The following is an 18,840-nucleotide window of genomic DNA, read 5'->3' as shown; positions in this document are numbered from 1 at the left end:
TGGTCGCCGGCAGCGAAGGCGGCGAGGCGATGCTGCGCGCGGCGCGCGGTGGCGGCGCCTTGGCCGGCACGCGTGGCAGCTTGGCCGATGCGGCGCTGTCCTTCAGCAGCCCGAAGGCCTGGTTGTACGACAGCGGCGTAAAACCATGCTGGCAGAACGACGGCACTTCGGCATAGCCGGCGAACAGCTGGCCGTCGTCGGCCAGCAGCGCGCGCAGCTTGGCGATGGCGGCCTTGGTGGTCGGCTTGTCGAAGTAGATCAGCAGATTGCGGCAGAACACCACGTCGTAATAGCCGGTGCGCGTCGACAGGTCGAACTCCAGCAAGTTGCCCTGCTTGAAGCGCACCTGCTGGCGGATGCTGTCGTTGACCCGGTAGTCGCCGTCGCCGGCGCTGGTGAAGTGAACGTCGCGGAACGACAGGTCCTGCGCGCGGAAGGCGTTGCGGCCGTAGATGCCGCTCTTGGCGCGCGCCACGCAGGTCGGACTGATGTCGAAGGCGTCGACCATGAAGTTAGTGGCCGGGATGCCGGCGTCGGTCAGCACCATGGCGATGGTGTACGGCTCTTCGCCGCCGGCGCAGGGAATCGACAGGATGCGCAGCAGCCGGCCGGGTTCCGCCGCTAGGCGAACGCGCACGAATTCGGTCATCGCGGCGAAGGCCTGTGGGTCGCGGTAGAACCACGATTCCGGCACCACCACCAGTTCCACCAGCGCGGTCATTTCCTCCGGCGTCATCTGCTGCAGGTAGGCCTCGGCGTCGGCCGCCGCAGTTTGCTCCATGCGGTTCTTGATGGCGCGGTCGACCACCGCCTTCGACAGATTCAGCCCGGTGGCGGCGCGCAGCAGGGACTGGGCGGGTGTCATGCGTGGTTATCCGTTGACTGGAACAGCAGCGCGCGCAGATCGGCCGGCAGCAGCTGGTCCAGTTCCACCAGTTGCAGCATGCCTTGCGCGTCGCTGGCGACCTGGCCGAGGAAGGGCGCGGCCTGCACACCGCTGTCGTTCAGCTGGTCGTCGCGCACCTCCTGCACGCCCAGCACGCGTTCGGCGCGCAGGCCCAGTTGGTGGTGGACGCCGTCCGGCGCCACGTAGTCGGCGACGATGATGCGGGTGTCGAAGTGGTCGGCGCCGGCCGGCAGGCCGCTGGCGCGGCACAAGTCGATCACCGGCACCGAGATGCCGTGCAGGTCCATCAGGCCGGCCACGCTGTCCGGCGCCAGCGGCAGCTGCTTGAGCTCCAGCAGCGGCAGCACGCGCACCACATCGCGCAGGCGCAGGCCGTAACGGTCGGCGCCGATGTGGAAGACGAGGAGTTTCATCGTATCTGCTCCGCCGGTCCGCTTACACCGCAACCGCGAAATTGGCGACGCTGGTCTGCAAATCGCCGGCCGCGTACTGCAACTGGTGCACCGCTTCGCTGGTGGCCTTCAGCGATTCCACCGTCTGCTGGGTGGCGTCGTTCAGTTGCATCATGGTGGCGGTGATCTGTTCCGCGCCGACCGCCTGCGACTGCATCCCTTGCAGCACCACGTCGAACTGCGGCGCCAGTTTCTGCACCTGGTCCATCACGCCCGACAACTGGTCGGTCACCTGGCGCACTTCGCCCACGCTGCGGCGGATCTCTTCGGAGAATTTGTCCATGCCCATCACGCTGGCCGATACCGCCGACTGCATCTCTTTCAGCATCTGCTCGATGTCCCAGGTGGAGACCGAGGTCTGGTCGGCCAGGCGGCGGATTTCGGTGGCGACCACCGAGAAGCCGCGTCCCGCCTCGCCGGCCTTCTCGGCTTCGATGGCGGCGTTCAGCGACAGGATGTTGGTCTGGTCGGCCACCTTGGTGATGGTGATCAGCACGCTGTTGATGTTGGAGGCTTTCTCCGACAGCGCCGCCAGCTTGGCGTTGATCGAATCCGTGGCCGAGACCATGTGCTGCATGGTGCTATCCATGCGGCGCAAGTTGTTCTGGGCGTCGGCGGTGGCGCTGGTGGTGTAGTCGGCCACCGCAGTGGCGTCTTCCATGGTCTTCAGCAGCTGCGAGGTGTTGGCCGAGATTTCCTTGGTGGTGCTGAGGATCTCGACGCTCGTCTGCGCCTGCTCGATGCCGGTGGCTTCCTGCTGCTTGGCCGAGGCGGCGATTTCAGTGGCCGAGGTGGTGACCTGGATGCCGGCCTTCTGCACATTGTTCAGCAGTCCGCGCAGGTTGTCGAACATGCGGTCCAGGCCAGCGGCCAGGCGGCCGATGGCGTCTTCGCCGCTGACCTCGATCTTGCCGGTCAAATCGCCGGCGGCGGCTTTCGAGACGACGCCCAGCAGCGAATCGACCTTGGCGCGCAATGCGTTGGTGTCGGCCAGCTCCCTGGCCTGGTTGTCCTGGATCGACTGCGCCATGCGATTGAATTCCGTCGACACTTCACCCAGTTCATCGGCCGACAGCACTTCGGCGCGCGCCGCCTGATCGCCGGCGGCGATGCGGTTGACGGCGTGGGTCAGGTTGTTCAACGGCGACAGCAGCGCGCGCGCCAGCAGCCAGGCTACGCCCAGCGACAGCACCACGCATACCAGACCGCCGCCGGTGAGGATCATGCGCATCGATTCCTGCAAGCGCTCGGAAGCGAGCGAGCGCTCCACCAGCAGGCGCTTCTCCTCGGCCGCCGCGTCGTCCATGAATTTGTAGATCGCAGCGATGCCGGAGCTGGTGGCGTTGGCCAGTTGCGGCGTGCGGCCCATGGCGTCGGCGGCGCCAGGCTTGTCGCCCATTTCCTGGCGCATCTTGAGCTGCGAGGTGATGACGTCACCGCTCCAGACGTTGATCATCTCTTCCAGCTTCTTGAAGCGTGTCACCTGCACCGGATTGTCGGCGGTGAGCTTCTGCAGTTCGTTGATGGAACCCGGCAGATCGCTCATCTCCTTGCGGGTGCGTTCCAGCCGCTGTTCCGAGCCGGTCAGGTAGTAGCCGCGCGCTTCCACCTGGACTTGCAGCAGGTCGTTGCGCAGCACGTCGATGGCCTGGATCACGTCCATCGTGTGGCGGTCCCACGCGTTGGCCTCGGACAGGCTGCTGAAGCGGTTGTAAGCGATGGATAACAACACCAGGATGATGGCCAGAATGGTGCTAAAACTGAGGTACAGCTTCTTCTTGATGCTCAAGTCGTTAAACATTTTTTCTCCAGGGCTGGCGGGTACCAGATTGCAACCGGCATTCTCCCACACCGGCCAGATTTAAGGTGTTGTCAGGCCGCGACCGAGAAGGTGGCGACGCTGGTCTGCAGCCCGCCGGCCGCATATTGCAACTGGTGGACCGCTTCGCTGGTCGATTTCAGCGACTCCACGGTCTGCTGGGTGGCGTCATTCAACTGCATCATGGTTTCGTTGATCTGGGCAGCGCCGACGGCTTGGGACTGCATGCCCTGTAATACCTGATCGAATTGGGGAGCTAACTTTTGTACCTGGTCCATCACGCCGGACAGTTGATTGGTCACCTGGCGCACTTCGCCGACGCTGCGGCGTATCTCTTCGGAGAATTTGTCCATGCCCATCACACTGGCGGAAACGGCGGACTGCATTTCCTTGAGCATCTGTTCGATGTCCCAGGTGGAGACGGAGGTTTGGTCTGCCAGCCTGCGGATTTCCGTGGCGACGACGGAAAAACCGCGTCCCGCCTCGCCGGCCTTTTCGGCCTCGATGGCGGCGTTCAGCGACAAGATGTTGGTCTGGTCGGCCACTTTGGTGATTGTAATCAGAACGCTGTTGATATTGCTAGCTTTTTCCGACAATGCCGCCAGTTTGGCGTTGATCGAGTCGGTCGCCGCCACCATGGTCTGCATGGTGCCGTCCATGCGCCGCAGATTGCCCTGGGCGTCGGCGGTGGCGTGGGTGGTGTAGTCGGCCACCGAGGTGGCTTCCTCCATGGTGCGCACCAGCTCCGTGATGTTGGCGGAGATTTCTTTGGTGGTGCTGAGGATCTCGACGCTGGTCTGCGCCTGTTCAACGCCGGTGGCTTCCTGCTGCTTGGCCGAAGCGGCGATTTCGGTGGCCGAGGTGGTGACCTGGATGCCGGCCTTCTGGACGTCGTTGATCAGCCCCCGCAGGTTGTCGAACATGCGCGCCAAGCCGTCGGCCAGCTGGCCGATGGCGTCGTCGCCGTGCACCGTGATCTTGCCGGTCAAGTCGCCGGCGGCGGCGCTCGACACCACCACCAGCAGCGCATCGACCTTGGACTTGAGCAGGTTGGTGGCCGCCAGTTCCTTGGCCAGGCTGTCCTGAATCGATTGCGCCATCTGGTTGAAGGCGACCGACATCTGGCCCAGTTCATCGCGCGAGGTGACTTCCACGCGCGCGCCTTGCTCGCCGTGGGCGATGCGTTCCACCACCGCCGCCAGCCGGCCGATCGGGCCACCCAGCGCCTGCAGCAGCAGCGCGCCGATGATCAGCGCCAGCACCGTGCACACGCTGCCGCCGACGATCAGCAGCAGCATCATCGATTCCGACAGGTCGGACGAGTTTTTGGTGCGCAGCGCCAGCAGGCGCTTTTCCTCGTCGCTGATCTCGCGCAGCAGCTGGCGCACCTCGGCGATGGTTTTGGCCCCATTCAGCACGTCGGCCGAGGTTGCCACCTGCTGCGACACGCCGACCTGCCTGTTCAGCGCGCGGCGTTTTTCCAGCAGCGGATGGATCACGTTGTCGATCCAGTTTTGCATCATGGGGCCGAGCCGTTTCAGGCGCTCCTGCTGGCTGGGGTTGTCGGCGGTGAGGCGCGTGATCTCGTCCAGGTGGTGGCGCACCGCCTCTTCCTCGCCGCTGATCGGCGCGGTGGTGCTTTCTTCGCCGGTCAGCATGAAGCCGCGGGTCGAGGTCTGGATCTGGATCAGCGAGGTTTCAATCTGCCCGGCCTCCAGCAGTACCTGCATGGTGTGCAGGTCCCAGGTGCTGGCGGTGGATAGCTTGGTGAAGTTGGTATAGGCGAGGGCCAGCAGGATGACGATGATGGCGATGATGGCGCCGAATCCTGTAGCGAGTTTTTTCTTGATACTGAGGTTATTGAACATGCTGGCTCCACTCCCGATCAGGACGTTGAACCAATGTATCAAAAAAAAGGCCGCTCAGCGAGCGGCCATTTCTATCACGCGGTATCGGCGACCTTATTGGCCGCGTTTCAGACGCGCATTGGCAGCAATGCGCATGCGCAGTGCGTTCAGTTTGATGAAGCCGCCGGCATCGGCCTGGTTGTAGGCGCCGCCGTCTTCGTCGAAGGTGGCGATGTTCATATCAAACAGGGAGTCGGTTTTGGAATCGCGCGACACCACGATCACATTGCCCTTGTACAGCTTGACGCGTACCCAGCCGTTGACGGTGGATTGGGTGTGGTCGATCAGGGTTTGCAGCGCAACGCGCTCCGGCGCCCACCAGTAGCCGTTGTAGATCAGGGAAGCGTAGCGTGGCATCAGGTCGTCCTTCAGGTGGGCCACTTCGCGGTCCAGCGTGATCGACTCGATGGCGCGGTGGCCTTTCAGCATGATGGTGCCGCCCGGGGTTTCGTAGCAGCCGCGCGACTTCATGCCGACGTAGCGGTTTTCCACCAGGTCCAGACGGCCGATGCCGTGCTTGCCGCCCAGGCGATTCAGTTCGGTCAGCACGGTGGCTGGCGACATGCGCACGCCGTTGATAGCAACGATGTCGCCTTTTTCGTATTCCAGGTCGATGTATTCGGCTTCGTTCGGCGCCTGTTCAGGGCTGACGGTCCAGCGCCACATCGATTCTTCGGCTTCGGCGCTTGGGTTTTCCAGGTGGCGGCCTTCGAACGAGATGTGCAGCAGGTTGGCGTCCATTGAGTATGGCGCGCCGCCGTTCTTGTGTTTCATGTCGATGGCGATGCCGGCGTCTTCCGCGTACTTCAGCAGTTTTTCGCGCGACAGCAGATCCCATTCACGCCATGGGGCGATCACTTTGACGCCTGGCTTCAGCGCGTAGGCGCCCAGCTCGAAGCGCACCTGGTCGTTGCCCTTGCCGGTGGCGCCGTGCGAGATGGCGTCGGCGCCGGTCTCGTTAGCGATTTCGATCAGGCGCTTGGCGATCAGCGGACGGGCGATCGAGGTGCCCAGCAGGTATTCGCCTTCGTACACGGTATTGGCGCGGAACATCGGGAACACGAAGTCGCGCACGAATTCTTCACGCACGTCGTCGATGTAGATGTTCTCTGGCTTGATGCCGAACTTGATCGCCTTGGCGCGTGCCGGTTCCAGTTCTTCGCCCTGGCCCAGGTCGGCGGTGAAGGTGACGATTTCGCACTGGTAGTTATCCTGCAGCCATTTCAGAATGACGGAGGTGTCGAGGCCGCCCGAGTAGGCGAGGACTACTTTTTTAATATCGCTCATGATGTTCTCAGTTAAGGAGGTTACTTGGTATCGATGCGGCCGAGTAGCAGGTACTCGATCAACGCTTTTTGAATGTGCAGGCGGTTTTCCGCTTCGTCCCACACCACCGATTGCGGGCCGTCGATGACGTCGGCCGCGACTTCTTCGCCGCGGTGGGCCGGCAGGCAGTGCATGAACAAAGCGTCCGGCGCGGCGCGCGCCATCTTGGCGCTGTCGACGATCCAGCCGTCGAAGGCTTTCAGGCGGGCGGCGTTTTCTTCTTCGTAGCCCATGCTGGTCCAGACGTCGGTGTTGACCAGGTGCGCGCCCTGGCAGGCGTCGGACGGGTTGTCGAAGAAGGTGTAGCGGTCGGTCGAGACCAGCGACATGTCCATGTCGTAGCCCTTCGGCGTCGACACGTTGACGTGGAAGCCGAACACTTCGGCCGCTTGCAGCCACGAGTACAGCATGTTGTTGGCGTCGCCCACCCAGGCCACCGTCTTGCCGGTGATCGAGCCGCGGTGCTCGTAGTAGGTGAAGATGTCGGCAAACACCTGGCACGGGTGGTGTTCGTTGGTCAGGCCGTTAATCACCGGCACGCGCGAGTGGGCGGCGAAACGCTCGATGATGTCCTGGCCGAAGGTGCGCACCATGATGATGTCGCACATGCGCGACATGACCTGGCCGGCGTCTTCCACCGGTTCGCCGCGGCCCAGTTGCGAGTCGCGCGTGTTAAGGTAGATGGCGGCGCCACCCAGCTGGTGCATGCCGGCTTCGAACGACAGGCGCGTACGGGTCGAGTTCTTCTCGAACACCATGACCAGCGTGCGGTCGATCAGCGGGTGATAGATCTCGTAGTTCTTGAACTTGCGCTTGATGAGGTGCGCGCGTTCGATGACGTACTCATACTCGTCCAGCGTGAGGTCGGAAAACTGCAGGTAATGCTTGATCGGTTTTTGGATGGGCATAATAACAACTGACAGAATGGCTACGGCTTAGCCGAACAATTATAAAGGCAATTCGGCGAGTAGGGCTAATTACCGCAGATTATCCTGTCTATACAGGCACTTAGCTGTGGTAGCCCGGACGCGTTTTGGCACTCTGTCAGTTGGGGTTCAGACCGCCTTGCGCGAACGGCGGCGGGCAACCATGCCCAGCATGCCGAGGCCGGCCATCAGCATGGCGTAGCTGTCGGCTTCCGGCACGGCGCTGACGGTGATGTTGGCGTCCGGCGCGAAGTCGGCCAGGCGGCCCAGGCCCTGCACGCGGCTGTCGATCGACCACACGGTCCAGGTGTAGTCCTTGAATGCCAGGCCCTTGGACGGCAGCAGCGCGGCCGACACGGTGGAGAAGATCTGGTTGCCGACGATGTGGGTATTGACGGGGGTGGCGCCGAAGCTGCCGGTGCCGTCCGCGCGCAGCGTGACGGTGGCGTTGAACGTCACGCCGGGCAGGCCGACCGAGGCGAACGGCGCGTTGGTCGAGCCGCCGACATCGAGGCCGAACACATAGGCGGCGCCGGCCACGCCGGAGATCGGACCGGCGGTGGTGGTGCGGAACACGAACTCGTTGCTCGCGGCGTTGTAGGCGACGTCGGCCGACAGCACGTCGAAGGCGGCGTCGTGGCTGCCGGTATAGACCGACAGGAAGTCGTTGGGGGCGTCGGTGACGGCGTAGGCATTGGCTGCGACGGCGAGGCCGGCGACGGTAAGCGCTTTCAGGAGCAGTTTTTTCATGTCAGTTATCCGGGTTATGGTTGTAGGAAGCGCGCCTTGGCACGCAAACCGTGTATTCCCGATAACATTCAGAAGGTTCATAAATTTATATGAACGAGATACCTCTTCATCTTAGCCAGCTAGCCTTTGTCGTTACTAAGCTCTTTCCGTTTTTAGAGAGGTTGTAGCTGGACAAGTCAATTGACCATCAGTCAGCTCGCGACCGTTGCGTTACACGATGCAGTTGTCCAATGACCAACCTTCTAGTATATTGTCTCCAGGAAAAACTTGGAGGAAATATGGCAACTCGTATTTTGCACTTATCGGATTTGCATTTGAATACTAAGAAGGACGATCACGACCAGTCTGTTGTAATCGATGCTCTTTGCGATGACCTCAAAATTCAAACAGAAAAAGCAGCGTTTGACATAGTAGTGTTTACGGGTGATTTGGTTGGGAAGGGGGCCTACGCTGGCGACTATAAAGCAAAATTGCGGATAAATTTTGTTAATAAAGTTCTTTCTGCGACTAAGCTGACAAAAGAATCAATGATTTTCTGCCCCGGGAACCATGATGTGGAATTATCGGTGCGAGATAAAATATATGAGGCAGGGTTGCAATCTATCATTATAGACAAAAAGAGCATTAATGACTTTATTGCGGATCACGAAACGAATGTTCAAGCATTTAAAGCATTGGAAAAATATAACGATTTTGCAAATGAATTTTCTCAGTCTATATGTGTTAAAAGAACTCCTCTTTATTCATCTTTTATTTTTGAGGCTGACAATGGAAAGAGAATTGGATTTTCAGCATTGAATTCAGCATGGAGGGCGACTGGAGCACCAAATGATAGAGATTGTGGCGCGTTAATAGTTGGTGAGCGACAGGTTGAACTTGCTGCCACTTTTCTTAAAAAATGTGATTTTAAAATTGCTCTTTTGCATCACCCGTTGAACTGGATAAGTCCTAAAGAAATCACTCCTGTCCAAAGAGCGATTGCTAGAAATTTCGATCTCTTAATGCATGGTCATGTGCATGAAGGGGACGGCCATTCGCTAGTATCGCCAAATAATAATCTTATTATATCAGGGGCCGGCTGTCTTTATCAGTCGCGGGATTATTTTGATGGATATTCAATCGTAACGTTGGATTGGGGGAAAAATAAGTTTATTCAAGAAGGTCGTGAGTATTATGGTTCCCGAAACTGTTTTGACAAAAGTCTGCGATTGGCTGATGATGGGAAATTTGAGACTGACCTAATTTTTTCTCAAGAAAATAATTTTATTTTGCCTGAAAATAGCGTTGCTCGAATCTCAGAAAGTATTAATCAACAGCTAATTTCTTCTGCTATTTCAGAAATTGCCCCAGAAGACATAGGCGATGTATTTGTTGAGCCGAAATTATCCAGAAAGCCAGCTGAAGAAATTGATGGCGATACCCTAATAAATAAAAAAATTGATTTTCTCTCCACTGCTGATATCGAAAATAGTACAGAGAATTTTTTTATTTGGGGGAAAAGCGAATCAGGAAAGTCAACATTACTGAATTATCTCGCCATTAAGGCTACGAGAGCAACTGCTCTGACAGGTGTTGTAGCATTTTGCATTGATGGACGACTGCTTAATTCTGTAAATGCTGCAGTTACTGCAATGATCGCATTTTGTGATGGAGCATTTAAACGATCTGAAATTGAGCGAGCTTTAAATTTTGGCAAGGCTGTGGTTTATATTGATAACATCTATCTAGATGTTTCATCTATTCAATATCAAGCCATATCTAAACTGCTCGCCCTGTATCCGAAAGCTAAATATATATTTACGGCGTCAGAAACGGATAGGCTTACTTTAGTAGAGCAGAAGCTACCGGTGCTCGGAGTGGCTATTACAGAGGTATTTTTGCTTCCTTTTACGAGAAAGCAAGTTCGCTCCTTAATCAAAAACTGGTTTGGCGATGAATCCGATGAATCATCTCAGATATTGGAAGGAGTACTTCAATTAACGTCCAGGCTTCAATTGCCTAGATCCCCTTTTTTGATGAGTATGGTTTTGTGGCTGAGTGAAAAGAAAATTGCCTTTTCGCCAGTTAACTATGCAACTTTAATTGAAAATTTTATAGACGGGCTTTTGGAAAAGTTGCACGATACAAATTTCAGATCTGAAGTTTATACTTTTCGTGTCAAACAGCACTTTTTATCTGAGTTAGCTGCGAAGATCAGTGAGAATAGTTACTGTTCTATGTCAAGACTGCAACTTGAGGAGTTCGCTGTTCATTATTTCCAAGTTAGACCACAACCGAATGCTAAGGCATTAGAATTAGTGGATCATTTTTTCAGGCGTGGTATTTTGCTGCAAATTGGTGATGAAATCAGATTTAAGCTTGAATGTTTTCGTGAATATTTCGTCGCAAAGCGCATGCTGGATAATCATTCCTACCTACAGAATTGCGTTAATCCAGATAATTTAGCTAAATTCCATAAAGAACTGGACTATTATTCGGCGCTAAAACAGGATGACGCCGATTTGCTAAAGCTTTCTGTGCAGAGAATGGTCGAACTTTATGATCTAACCGGGCTTGGTATTGAATCAAATGATTATGCGAGGCTCAGTGCACATGAGGATTCGATTATGAGCGCCATGAGAGGAAGCGTGCATGAGTTGATATCAGCGAAGCCGTCAAATGCTGATCGCGAGAGCATGATGGATGATATCGATGAACATATGGTGATTGGAAATGGGAAGCCAGTAAATCAGTCGGGGGAAGCGAAGCTGGAAAACAAAGGAAATGTTACCGTTGTGAAATATGATGATCGGTATGCCAACTATCTTCGTCATGTAACTTTTTGTGCCACGATTATCAGAAACTCCGAACTTGTGGGAGATAAGGAGCTTCTGAGCTCTGCTTTTGAGATAAACATGGAACACTGGGCTAAAAATTGCATATTCGCATTAGCTCAATTTGATGTGATAAAAGAAGATTTATCTATTGAAAATGCCTCTGATGAAGAAAATGAAAATATCCAAACATTTGTTAGAAATGCCATTCCAATTGCTTTTATAGCGATGCTTAAAGAGGCTCTCGGAACTGCAAAGCTTGCAGAAGTTATTAAAAAATTCTTTTTAGATAGAGATACTGCTGAGCTACCTGCGTTGTTGGCAGTTCTTCTATACGCAGACTTAACTTTGCCGAATTATATTGTAGAGCTAGAATCTTTTGTCGATAGAAATTTACTGCCTGCCTCGGATAATTTGATTTTTAGTAAACTCCTCATGATATATTTTTTGAGAAGGCTTCCGCATGGCGAACAGGTAAAAATAGAAAATTTATTGGCTCGGGAGTCGAGAACTTACGTAACTGGGAATACTAAGCTTCCTAAGCAAAACGGGGAGTTTGTGCAACGATTGCGAAATAAAGTACGACTATTAAAAACAGTTTCTCCGGATTCGATCCAAGATAGATAATAGAGAGTTGAGAAGTTTTCCACAAGTCCTCCATGCCAGTTCAAGGTGAAGGGCGAGGATTTTTCTGTGAAATTTGGATTTTTTCCTTCGCGCACGAAGATTGATTAGATAATCGTGGTTGCAAGCGGTTTGTTTTTAATGCTGCTAGATTTTTTAGTGGTAGATCTGGGCGGTGGCGGCGGTCTGGTTCGCTGGAGCGGTCAGGGGCAGGTCGAGGGTGAAGGTGGTGCCGTCGCGGGAGCTGTGGACGGTGATCAGCCCGCCCATCAGCGAGGTGACGATGTTGTAGCTGATCGATAGCCCCAGTCCGCTGCCGCCCTGGCCCAGCTTGGTGGTGAAGAAGGGGTCGAAGATGCGCGACATATGTTCGGGCGCGATGCCGCCGCCGTTGTCGCGGAAGCTGACTTGCACCCGGCCATCGACCGGCGCCTGGGCGCGCAGCCACATGCTGCCGCTGCGCTTGTCCTTGCCGGCGCCGGCAAACGCGTGCAGCAGGGCGTTGTTGATAAAGTTGGCGATCACCTGGCCGTAGGGGCCGGGATAACTGTCGAGCGAAATCGTCTCCGGCATGTCCAGCTCGATGCGGTGGCCGGCGGCGCGGATACGGTTCATCATGGTGGCCACCACTTCCTGCGACACCTGCGCCAGGTTGAAGTCGCGCCGCTGCTCGGTGGTGCGGTCGACCGCCACCTGCTTGAAGCTGTTGACCAGGTTGGCCGCGCTGTTGAGGCCGCGCATCACCAGTTCGTGCGCCTTGCGCGCGTCTTCCAGATAGGTGGCCAGCGCCGAGCGTTTCAGGCCACTGCCGTTCATCTGCGCTTCCAGCTCTTCGGTCTTCTGCGCCAGCGTGCTGGCGATCAGCAGGCTGTTGCCGATTGGCGTGTTCAGCTCGTGGGCGACGCCGGCCATCAGCGCGCCCAGCGCGGCCAGCTTTTCCTGCGACACCAGCTGGGTCTGCGCATCCTTCAACTGGCGGTAGGCTTCGGCGTTGTCCAGCGCAATCGCGCCGTACGCGCACAGGGTGCGGAAGATCAGACGCTGGCGTTCGCCGTAGGCATTGGGCTGGGTGCTTTGCACCGTCATCACGCCGAGAATGCGTTCGCCGACCAGCAGCGGCACGTACAGCGCGCTCACCATCAGCTGGGTGCCGGGCGCGAGGAAGATGTCTTCCGGGCCGGCGTCGGCCACGTAGATTTCGGCGCGTTCGCGCAGGCTGCGGGCGGCGTTGGCGCGCGGGTTGGCGACGTCGATGGTGTTGCTGGCCAGCGGCTGGCCATTCTCCACGCCGAACACGCGGCTGATGGTGTCGCAGCCAGGGTCGCACAGGTAGATCGCCAGCGAGTTGGCCGGCAGCAGCGCTTGCACGTGGCGGTGCAGCGCCTGGAACACGGCGCCGGCATCGAGGTGGGTGGTGATTTCCTGGCCGATGGCCGACAGCCGTTCCAGCGTGGCCTTGGTCTGTTGCAGCAGGTCGACGCGGCGCGCTTCGGCGGCAGCCAGCTCGCGGTGGTGGAAGCCTTCGGCGCGCGCGTGCTCGGTCTGGTGCTGCACCTGCATGGCGATGGCGCGGTTGGTGGCGTCCTGGCTGTGGGTCTGGGCGCGCGCGGCGGCGGCTTGCTGGGCGGCGGCGTAGGCTTGCTGGTAGTCGCCGATGTGGGCGTATTCGCGCGCCAGCGCTTCGTGCAGGTCGGCCGGCAGCGTGTAGCCGTTGATGTGGCCGGCCACGGCCAGTGCCTGGTGCAGGAAGTGCAGCGTGGCGTTGGGTTCGGTCATGCCGGCTGGCGACGGCAACTGGTGGCGCAGGTGGATCAGCGACATCACGCGCAGCGCGGCGACGTGGTGGTAGCGGTCGGCCTGTGCTTGCGCCTGCTCGGCTGCCTGCACCGCCATCGCCAGCGCTTCCTGCGGACGGTCTAGGAAGCACAGCGCGTGCGCCTGGCCGCGCCGGGCGATGCTCTGGAAGTCGGCGTGTTGCAGCGCGTCGCCGCGCACACCCAGTTGGCGGAAGGCGTCCAGCGCGGTCGGATAATCGCCCTGGTCGAGCGCCAGGTCGCCCCGGTATTGCAGCGCGGTGGCGTAGCTGCGCGCGCCGGCCAGCGGCGCCAGCAGCTCTACCGCTTCCTGCAGCAGGGCGGCGCTGGCCTCCAGCCGGCCGAGGCGGCGCATGCTGTCGGCGGTGTGGGTCAGGCAGGCGCCGATGCTGCGCGGCCAGCCGGTCGGCCGCGCCAGGTCGAGCGCGCTTTCCATCCACTCCAGCGCCGCTTCGTGGTCGTTCAGCGCGGTGAAGTCGAGGCCGATGTTGATGGCGGCGGTGATGGCCATGCGCAGCTGGCCGCTTTCCAGCGCCGCTTCGTAGCAGTGCAGGTAGTGGCCGGCGGCGGCGCCGAAATCGCTGGCCTGGCTGGCGGCGATGCCGTAGTAATCGTAGATCCAGCTGGCGACGCCGGGCTGGTTTTCTTCCGCTTGTGTAAAGCGCTGCGACCAGCGCTGCTGGGCGCTGGTCAGGTTGCGCAGCACCGCCCAGCGGGCATTGACGGCGTCGGCGATGGCGCAGCGCTGCAGGTCACCGCCGGCGCGGGCGATGGCCGCCATCTGTTCCAGTTCGGCTTCGCCGGCGACGTGGTCGCCACGGTCAATGGCGATCCAGGCGCGCAGCCAGTGGGCGTCGGCGTCGCCGGAGGCCAGCTGCAAGGCGGCGCAGCGCTGGCCGGCCTGCTGCGCCAGCTCGTCGGCGGCGTCCAGCTGGCCATTCAGCCAGGCCGCTTCGGCGCGCACCAGTTGCAGGCGGGCGCTGTGGGCGTCGCGTTGTTCAGTGGGGAGGGCGCTGGCCAGCAGTGCTTCGGCTTCGGCCGCCAGTTGCAGTGCGCGCGGCGTGTCGCGCTGGCGCAGATGCCAGGCCAAGGGCAGCAGCAGCGACAGCCGCGCCGGACCACGCAGCGGCGGCAGGGCGGCCTCCCACTCGGCTAACGCGTCGTCCAGCGCAAACATGTCCATCGGCTTCCCCAGGATACTTGCTCCAAGGCATTATAGACGCAAGCTTGTTGTTAATACAGTGTTTGTGATGACTCGTGCAACAGCTGACCGTACAAGGTGTGGCGCATCTTGGCGATCTTGCCTTCGGCGACGGCATCCAGCACCGCACATTGCGGCTCGATCAGGTGGCGGCAGTTGTAGAACTTGCAGTGGCCCAAGTATGGGGCAAATTCTACAAACGCGCGCTCCAGCATGCCCTCACTCAGATGGTAGAGGCCGAACTCCTGGAAGCCGGGCGAATCGATGATCGACGAGTCCGGACCGAGGCCGGGCAGCGTGTACAGCCGGGTGAAGGTGGTGGTGTGCTTGCCGGTGTCGAGCGCGGCCGAGATTTCGCGCACAGCGATGTCGGCATCCGGCACCAGCAGGTTGATCAGCGAGGACTTGCCCATGCCGGACTGGCCGATCAGGATCGACGACTGGCCGGCCAGCAGCGGCTGCAAGGTGGCGACCGCGTGTTCCGGCGCGGCAGTGGCCGAGACTTCATGCACCGGGTAGCCAAGGTTGGCGTACAGCTGCACCCGTTCACGGGCGCGCGGCAGGGCGGCGGTGACGTCGGTCTTGTTGAGGATCAGGTGGGCCTTGATGCCGGCCGCTTCCGCCGCCACCAGCGAGCGCGACACCAGGTCGTCGGTGAAGCCCGGCTCGGTGGCGACCACGATGAACAGTTGCGTCAGGTTGGCCGCCAGCAGCTTGGACTTGTACTGGTCCGAGCGGTACAGCAGCGTCTTGCGCTCCTCGATCTTGTCGATCACGCCCTGGTCGGGCGAGGTCATGGTGATGCGCACAAAGTCGCCCACCGCCACATTGGTCTTCTTGCCGCGGGTGACGCATTGCAGTTTGAGGCCGTCCGATTCCGCCAGGTAGTGGCGGCCGTGGGCGGCAATGATGACCGCGCTGCGTTGTTCCGGCGCGCCGCTCATGCCGGCACCGCCGCTTGCTGGTACAGCGCGTCGGCCTTGGCGGCGCAGATGAAGTCGTTGTCGGTCAGGCCGTGGGCGGAGTGGGTGTCGTAGCGGACGATGCAAGTGTTATAGGTGACGGTCATTTCGGGGTGATGGTCTTCAGTGTGGCTTACGTATGCCAGGGCGTTGACGAAGGCCATGGTGCGATGATAATTCTTGAAGGCGAAGCTGCGCGTCAGGCGGCCGTTGTCGATCGTCCAGTCCGGCACCAGCGCCTGCAGTTGCGCGGCCGCGCCGGCGTCCAGCGCGTCCGTGCGGGGACGGCAGAGGGCGGCCAGCAGATCGGCGCGGGTGGTCATCATGACGCCGCCAGGTTCAGTTGGCGGATGCGCACGCTGGCCGGCGGGTGCGAGTCGTAGAAGGCCGAATGCAGCGGATCGGGCGTCAGGGTCGAGGCGTTATCCTCGTACATCTTGACCAGCGCCGACACCAGATCGCGTGCATCGGTGTGCTGGGCGGCAAACGCGTCCGCTTCGAACTCGTGCTTGCGCGAACCCAGCGACGTCAGCGGGTTGAACAGGAAGGTGAATACCGGCAGCACCAGCATGAACAGCAGCAGCGCCATGGCGTCGTTGCCCTGGCCCGGCAGCAGCAGTGGGTTGACGCCCAGGCCGTCGTAGAACCACGGCTGGGTCTTCAGGTAGCCCAGCAGCGCCAGGAAGCCCAGCGAAATTGCGAACATCATGGTGATGCGCTTGATGATGTGCTTGAGCTTGAAGTGGCCCAGCTCGTGCGCCAGCACTGCTTCGATTTCCTGCGGTTGCAGGCGCGACAGCAGGGTGTCGAAGAACACGATGCGCTTGTTGGCGCCAAAGCCGGAGAAGTAGGCGTTGCCGTGCGCGCTGCGCTTGGAGCCGTCCATCACGAACAGGCCCTTGGAGGCGAAGCCGACGCGCGTCATCAGGCCTTCGATGCGGGCTTTCAGCGACTGGTCTTCCAGCGGCGCAAACTTGTTGAACAGTGGCGCGATCACGGTTGGGAACAGCACCATCATCAGCAGCTGGAAGCCGCTCCACACCACCCAGGTGTACAGCCACCACAGGTCGCCGGTCTTATTCATCAGGGTCAGCACCACCCACGCCAGCGGCAGGCCGATGGCTGCGGCCAGCGCGGAACCCTTGATCAAATCGCCGAAGAACAGGCCCTTGCTCATCTTGTTAAAACCGAAACGCTGCTCCAGGCCGAATTGTTTGTAATAGTCGAACGGCAGGTCAATCAGGCCGGAAATCAGCGCGAACGCCACCAGCAGCGCCAGCTGGTAGACCATGCCGGGGCCGGTCGCCTGGAAAATCTGCAGCGACAGCCATTGCAGCCCGCCCAGCAGCGTAAAGCCGACCAGCACTACAGTATTGACCATCAGCGTCAGCAGGCCGTATTGGGTGCGGGCGATGGTGTAGTCGGCGGCCTTCTGGTGGGCGGCCAACGGTATCTTTTCGGCAAATTCCGCCGGCACGGCGCTGCGGTGCGCCAGCACATGACGGAGTTGACGCGACGCCAGCCAGAAACGGACCAGCAGCGTCAAAATAATGAAAGATACGAACAAAATCGAAAACGCGAGTGAATACATTCTGTGCCTGTGAGAAAATGGCAGATTCGGATTAATTTAGCCAAGAGAAGAGAATTATGTCACAAGCTACTGATTTGCCAGAAGGTTCCGCCGCTGTACCAGCCGCGCCACGCCCGAATGAATTCAACCTGGTGTGGGTGGACATGGAAATGACCGGCCTGGAGCCGGACACCGACCGCATCATCGAAGTGGCGGTGGTGGTCACCGACATGCACCTGAACGTGCTGGCCGAAGCCCCGGTGTTCGCCATCCACCAGTCGGACGAAACCCTGGACAAGATGGATGCCTGGAACCGCGGCACGCACGGCCGCTCCGGCCTGACCGAGCGCGTCAAGGCGTCGACCGTGACCGAAGCGCAGGCGGAAGAAGAGCTGATCAAGTTCATGAAACTGTGGGTGCCGAAGGGCAAAGCGCCAATGTGCGGCAACACCATCGGCCAGGACCGCCGCTTCATGGTGCGCTACATGCCGAAGCTGGAGGCGTTCTTCCACTATCGCAATATCGACGTCTCGACCCTGAAAGAGCTGGGCAAGCGCTGGAAACCGGAAATGGTCAGCGGCTTCAAGAAAGCGCAAAAACACACCGCGCTGGCCGATATTATCGAGTCGATCGAGGAACTGAAGTACTACCGCGAGCATTTCATCAAGCTGTGATGATGCGCCGTCTGCTGCTGGCGCTGGGCGCCTTGACCGTTGCCGGCGCCGTTCAGGCGCAGGAGTTCGGCTACAAGGATTGGGCCGGCGCCTGCGACAACACCCGCCACTGCGAACTGGCCGGCTATCAGCGTGAGGAGGTCGAACTGCCGGTCACGCTGTGGCTGGCCCGCGATGGCGGCGGCGACGCGCCGCTGCAGATGAGACTGATGGCGTCATCCGGCGACGGTGATGCCGAACTGATGACCCTTCGCGTCGGCAAGATGGTCATTCCGGGTATCAAACTGGCGTTGACGCCGGAACAGATCGGGCGCCTGTTGCCGGCGCTGAAGAAAGCCGAGACGGCCAGCGTCACCGACGGCAAGCAGCAGTGGGAACTGTCATTGGCCGGCCTTAACGCCGCGCTGCTGAAGATGGACGACCTGCAAGGCCGGGGCGACACAGTGACGGCGCTGGTGCGGCCGGGCAGCAAGCCGGCCAGCAGCGTGCCGGCCGCGTTGCCGGCGCCGCTGTTGCGCGCTGTGCCGGTCGCCGCGCCGCGCCCCGGCGATGCGGCGCTGCTGCCGACGCTGCTCAAAGCGCTGCCCGCCAACGATTGTCAGAGCGACGGCCCCACCGACGATGCCGGTCCGCATCATCAAGTCATCCGCGTGTCGTCCAGCCAGGTGCTGCTGTTCGTTGAGTGCGTGCGTGGCGCCTACCAGTCGGCCTATGCGCTGTGGCGCGTCAACGACAAGCCGCCCTATGCGCCGCAACGCGTGCTGCTGCCGCTGCCCGGCGGCCAGAAGGAAGATGCGCCGATCGAGCCGTCCTTCGGCAAGGGCGTGCTGCATTCCTACGGTAAAGGTCGTGGCATTGGCGACTGCGGCAGCAACACCGAATGGCTATGGACCGCAGATGGTTTCCAACTGCTGCTGGCGACCAGTGCGCCGCAGTGTCGCGGCATGGTCGGTGGCGGCTTTCCGCTGCGACTGTGGACGGCCAAGCGCTAGCAAGCGGACGGCGATGGTGCGTCAAGCATCAGCGGCAGTGATTGTGGCGGTGGCGTGCCGCACGGTGGCGCGCTTGCTGCTGGGCTAGAGTAGCCTGTCGCTA

14 protein-coding genes are annotated in these 18,840 nt (G+C 59.6%); 3 read left to right on the top strand and 11 right to left on the bottom strand.

The annotated features are described in order from the left end of the window. From GTP69_RS27160 to GTP69_RS27130, 7 genes are all read right to left on the bottom strand, one after another. A partial coding sequence (locus tag GTP69_RS27160; RefSeq protein WP_161057809.1) for a CheR family methyltransferase occupies window positions 1-865 on the bottom strand: 865 nt, incomplete at its 3' end. Beyond that, the gene (locus tag GTP69_RS27155; RefSeq protein WP_161057808.1) at window positions 862-1,320 is read right to left on the bottom strand and encodes a chemotaxis protein CheW; all 459 of its coding nucleotides are present in this window, start codon (window positions 1,318-1,320) and stop codon (window positions 862-864) included. The genes GTP69_RS27160 and GTP69_RS27155, both read right to left, overlap by 4 nt. Window positions 1,321-1,342: 22 nt before the next feature. Next, the gene (locus GTP69_RS27150; protein ID WP_161057807.1) at window positions 1,343-3,160 is read right to left on the bottom strand and encodes a HAMP domain-containing methyl-accepting chemotaxis protein; all 1,818 of its coding nucleotides are present in this window, start codon (window positions 3,158-3,160) and stop codon (window positions 1,343-1,345) included. A gap of 71 nt (window positions 3,161-3,231) precedes the next feature. Continuing rightward, window positions 3,232-5,046: a methyl-accepting chemotaxis protein gene (locus GTP69_RS27145; RefSeq protein WP_161057806.1), complete on the bottom strand. Its 1,815-nt coding sequence runs from the start codon at window positions 5,044-5,046 to the stop codon at window positions 3,232-3,234. A 93-nt stretch (window positions 5,047-5,139) separates the two neighbouring features. Beyond that, window positions 5,140-6,372, bottom strand: a complete 1,233-nt coding sequence (locus tag GTP69_RS27140; protein WP_161057805.1) for an argininosuccinate synthase — start codon at window positions 6,370-6,372, stop codon at window positions 5,140-5,142. 20 nt (window positions 6,373-6,392) lie between these two features. Continuing rightward, on the bottom strand, window positions 6,393-7,319 hold the full coding sequence (gene argF, locus GTP69_RS27135; protein ID WP_161057804.1) for an ornithine carbamoyltransferase: 927 nt from the start codon (window positions 7,317-7,319) through the stop codon (window positions 6,393-6,395). Window positions 7,320-7,466: 147 nt separating this feature from the next. Next, window positions 7,467-8,087: a PEP-CTERM sorting domain-containing protein gene (locus GTP69_RS27130; protein WP_202424591.1), complete on the bottom strand. Its 621-nt coding sequence runs from the start codon at window positions 8,085-8,087 to the stop codon at window positions 7,467-7,469. 278 nt (window positions 8,088-8,365) lie between these two features. On the opposite strand from GTP69_RS27130, the gene GTP69_RS27125 reads away from it, so the two are divergent. Next, entirely contained in the window at window positions 8,366-11,527 is a 3,162-nt protein-coding gene (locus tag GTP69_RS27125; protein ID WP_161057803.1) for a metallophosphoesterase, read from the top strand. A gap of 153 nt (window positions 11,528-11,680) precedes the next feature. Here the strand turns inward: GTP69_RS27125 and GTP69_RS27120 are convergent, their stop codons facing one another. The 4 genes from GTP69_RS27120 to GTP69_RS27105 are packed head-to-tail and all read right to left on the bottom strand — an operon-like array spanning window position 11,681 to window position 17,092. Continuing rightward, window positions 11,681-14,521 (bottom strand): ATP-binding protein, encoded by a 2,841-nt coding sequence (locus tag GTP69_RS27120; protein WP_161057802.1) that lies wholly within the window; start codon window positions 14,519-14,521, stop codon window positions 11,681-11,683. Window positions 14,522-14,571: 50 nt separating this feature from the next. Next, window positions 14,572-15,483, bottom strand: a complete 912-nt coding sequence (rsgA, locus tag GTP69_RS27115; RefSeq protein ID WP_161057801.1) for a ribosome small subunit-dependent GTPase A — start codon at window positions 15,481-15,483, stop codon at window positions 14,572-14,574. Continuing rightward, window positions 15,480-15,827: a 4a-hydroxytetrahydrobiopterin dehydratase gene (locus GTP69_RS27110; protein ID WP_161057800.1), complete on the bottom strand. Its 348-nt coding sequence runs from the start codon at window positions 15,825-15,827 to the stop codon at window positions 15,480-15,482. Before GTP69_RS27110 ends, rsgA begins: the two co-directional genes overlap by 4 nt. After that, the gene (locus GTP69_RS27105) at window positions 15,824-17,092 is read right to left on the bottom strand and encodes a M48 family metallopeptidase (RefSeq protein WP_161057799.1); all 1,269 of its coding nucleotides are present in this window, start codon (window positions 17,090-17,092) and stop codon (window positions 15,824-15,826) included. The genes GTP69_RS27110 and GTP69_RS27105 overlap by 4 nt, the downstream gene beginning before the upstream one ends. A gap of 56 nt (window positions 17,093-17,148) precedes the next feature. On the opposite strand from GTP69_RS27105, the gene orn reads away from it, so the two are divergent. Together orn and GTP69_RS27095 are read left to right on the top strand one after the other, a co-directional pair. Further along, window positions 17,149-17,745 (top strand): oligoribonuclease, encoded by a 597-nt coding sequence (gene orn, locus GTP69_RS27100; RefSeq protein WP_110849905.1) that lies wholly within the window; start codon window positions 17,149-17,151, stop codon window positions 17,743-17,745. Then, on the top strand, window positions 17,745-18,737 hold the full coding sequence (locus GTP69_RS27095; protein WP_229261169.1) for a DUF1176 domain-containing protein: 993 nt from the start codon (window positions 17,745-17,747) through the stop codon (window positions 18,735-18,737). The genes orn and GTP69_RS27095 overlap by 1 nt, the downstream gene beginning before the upstream one ends. Window positions 18,738-18,840: the final 103 nt, after the last annotated feature.

It is taken from the genome of Duganella levis (genome assembly GCF_009857605.1).
Lineage (GTDB): Bacteria > Pseudomonadota > Gammaproteobacteria > Burkholderiales > Burkholderiaceae_D > Rugamonas > Rugamonas levis.
This window is presented reverse-complemented; position numbering and strand designations above follow the sequence as displayed.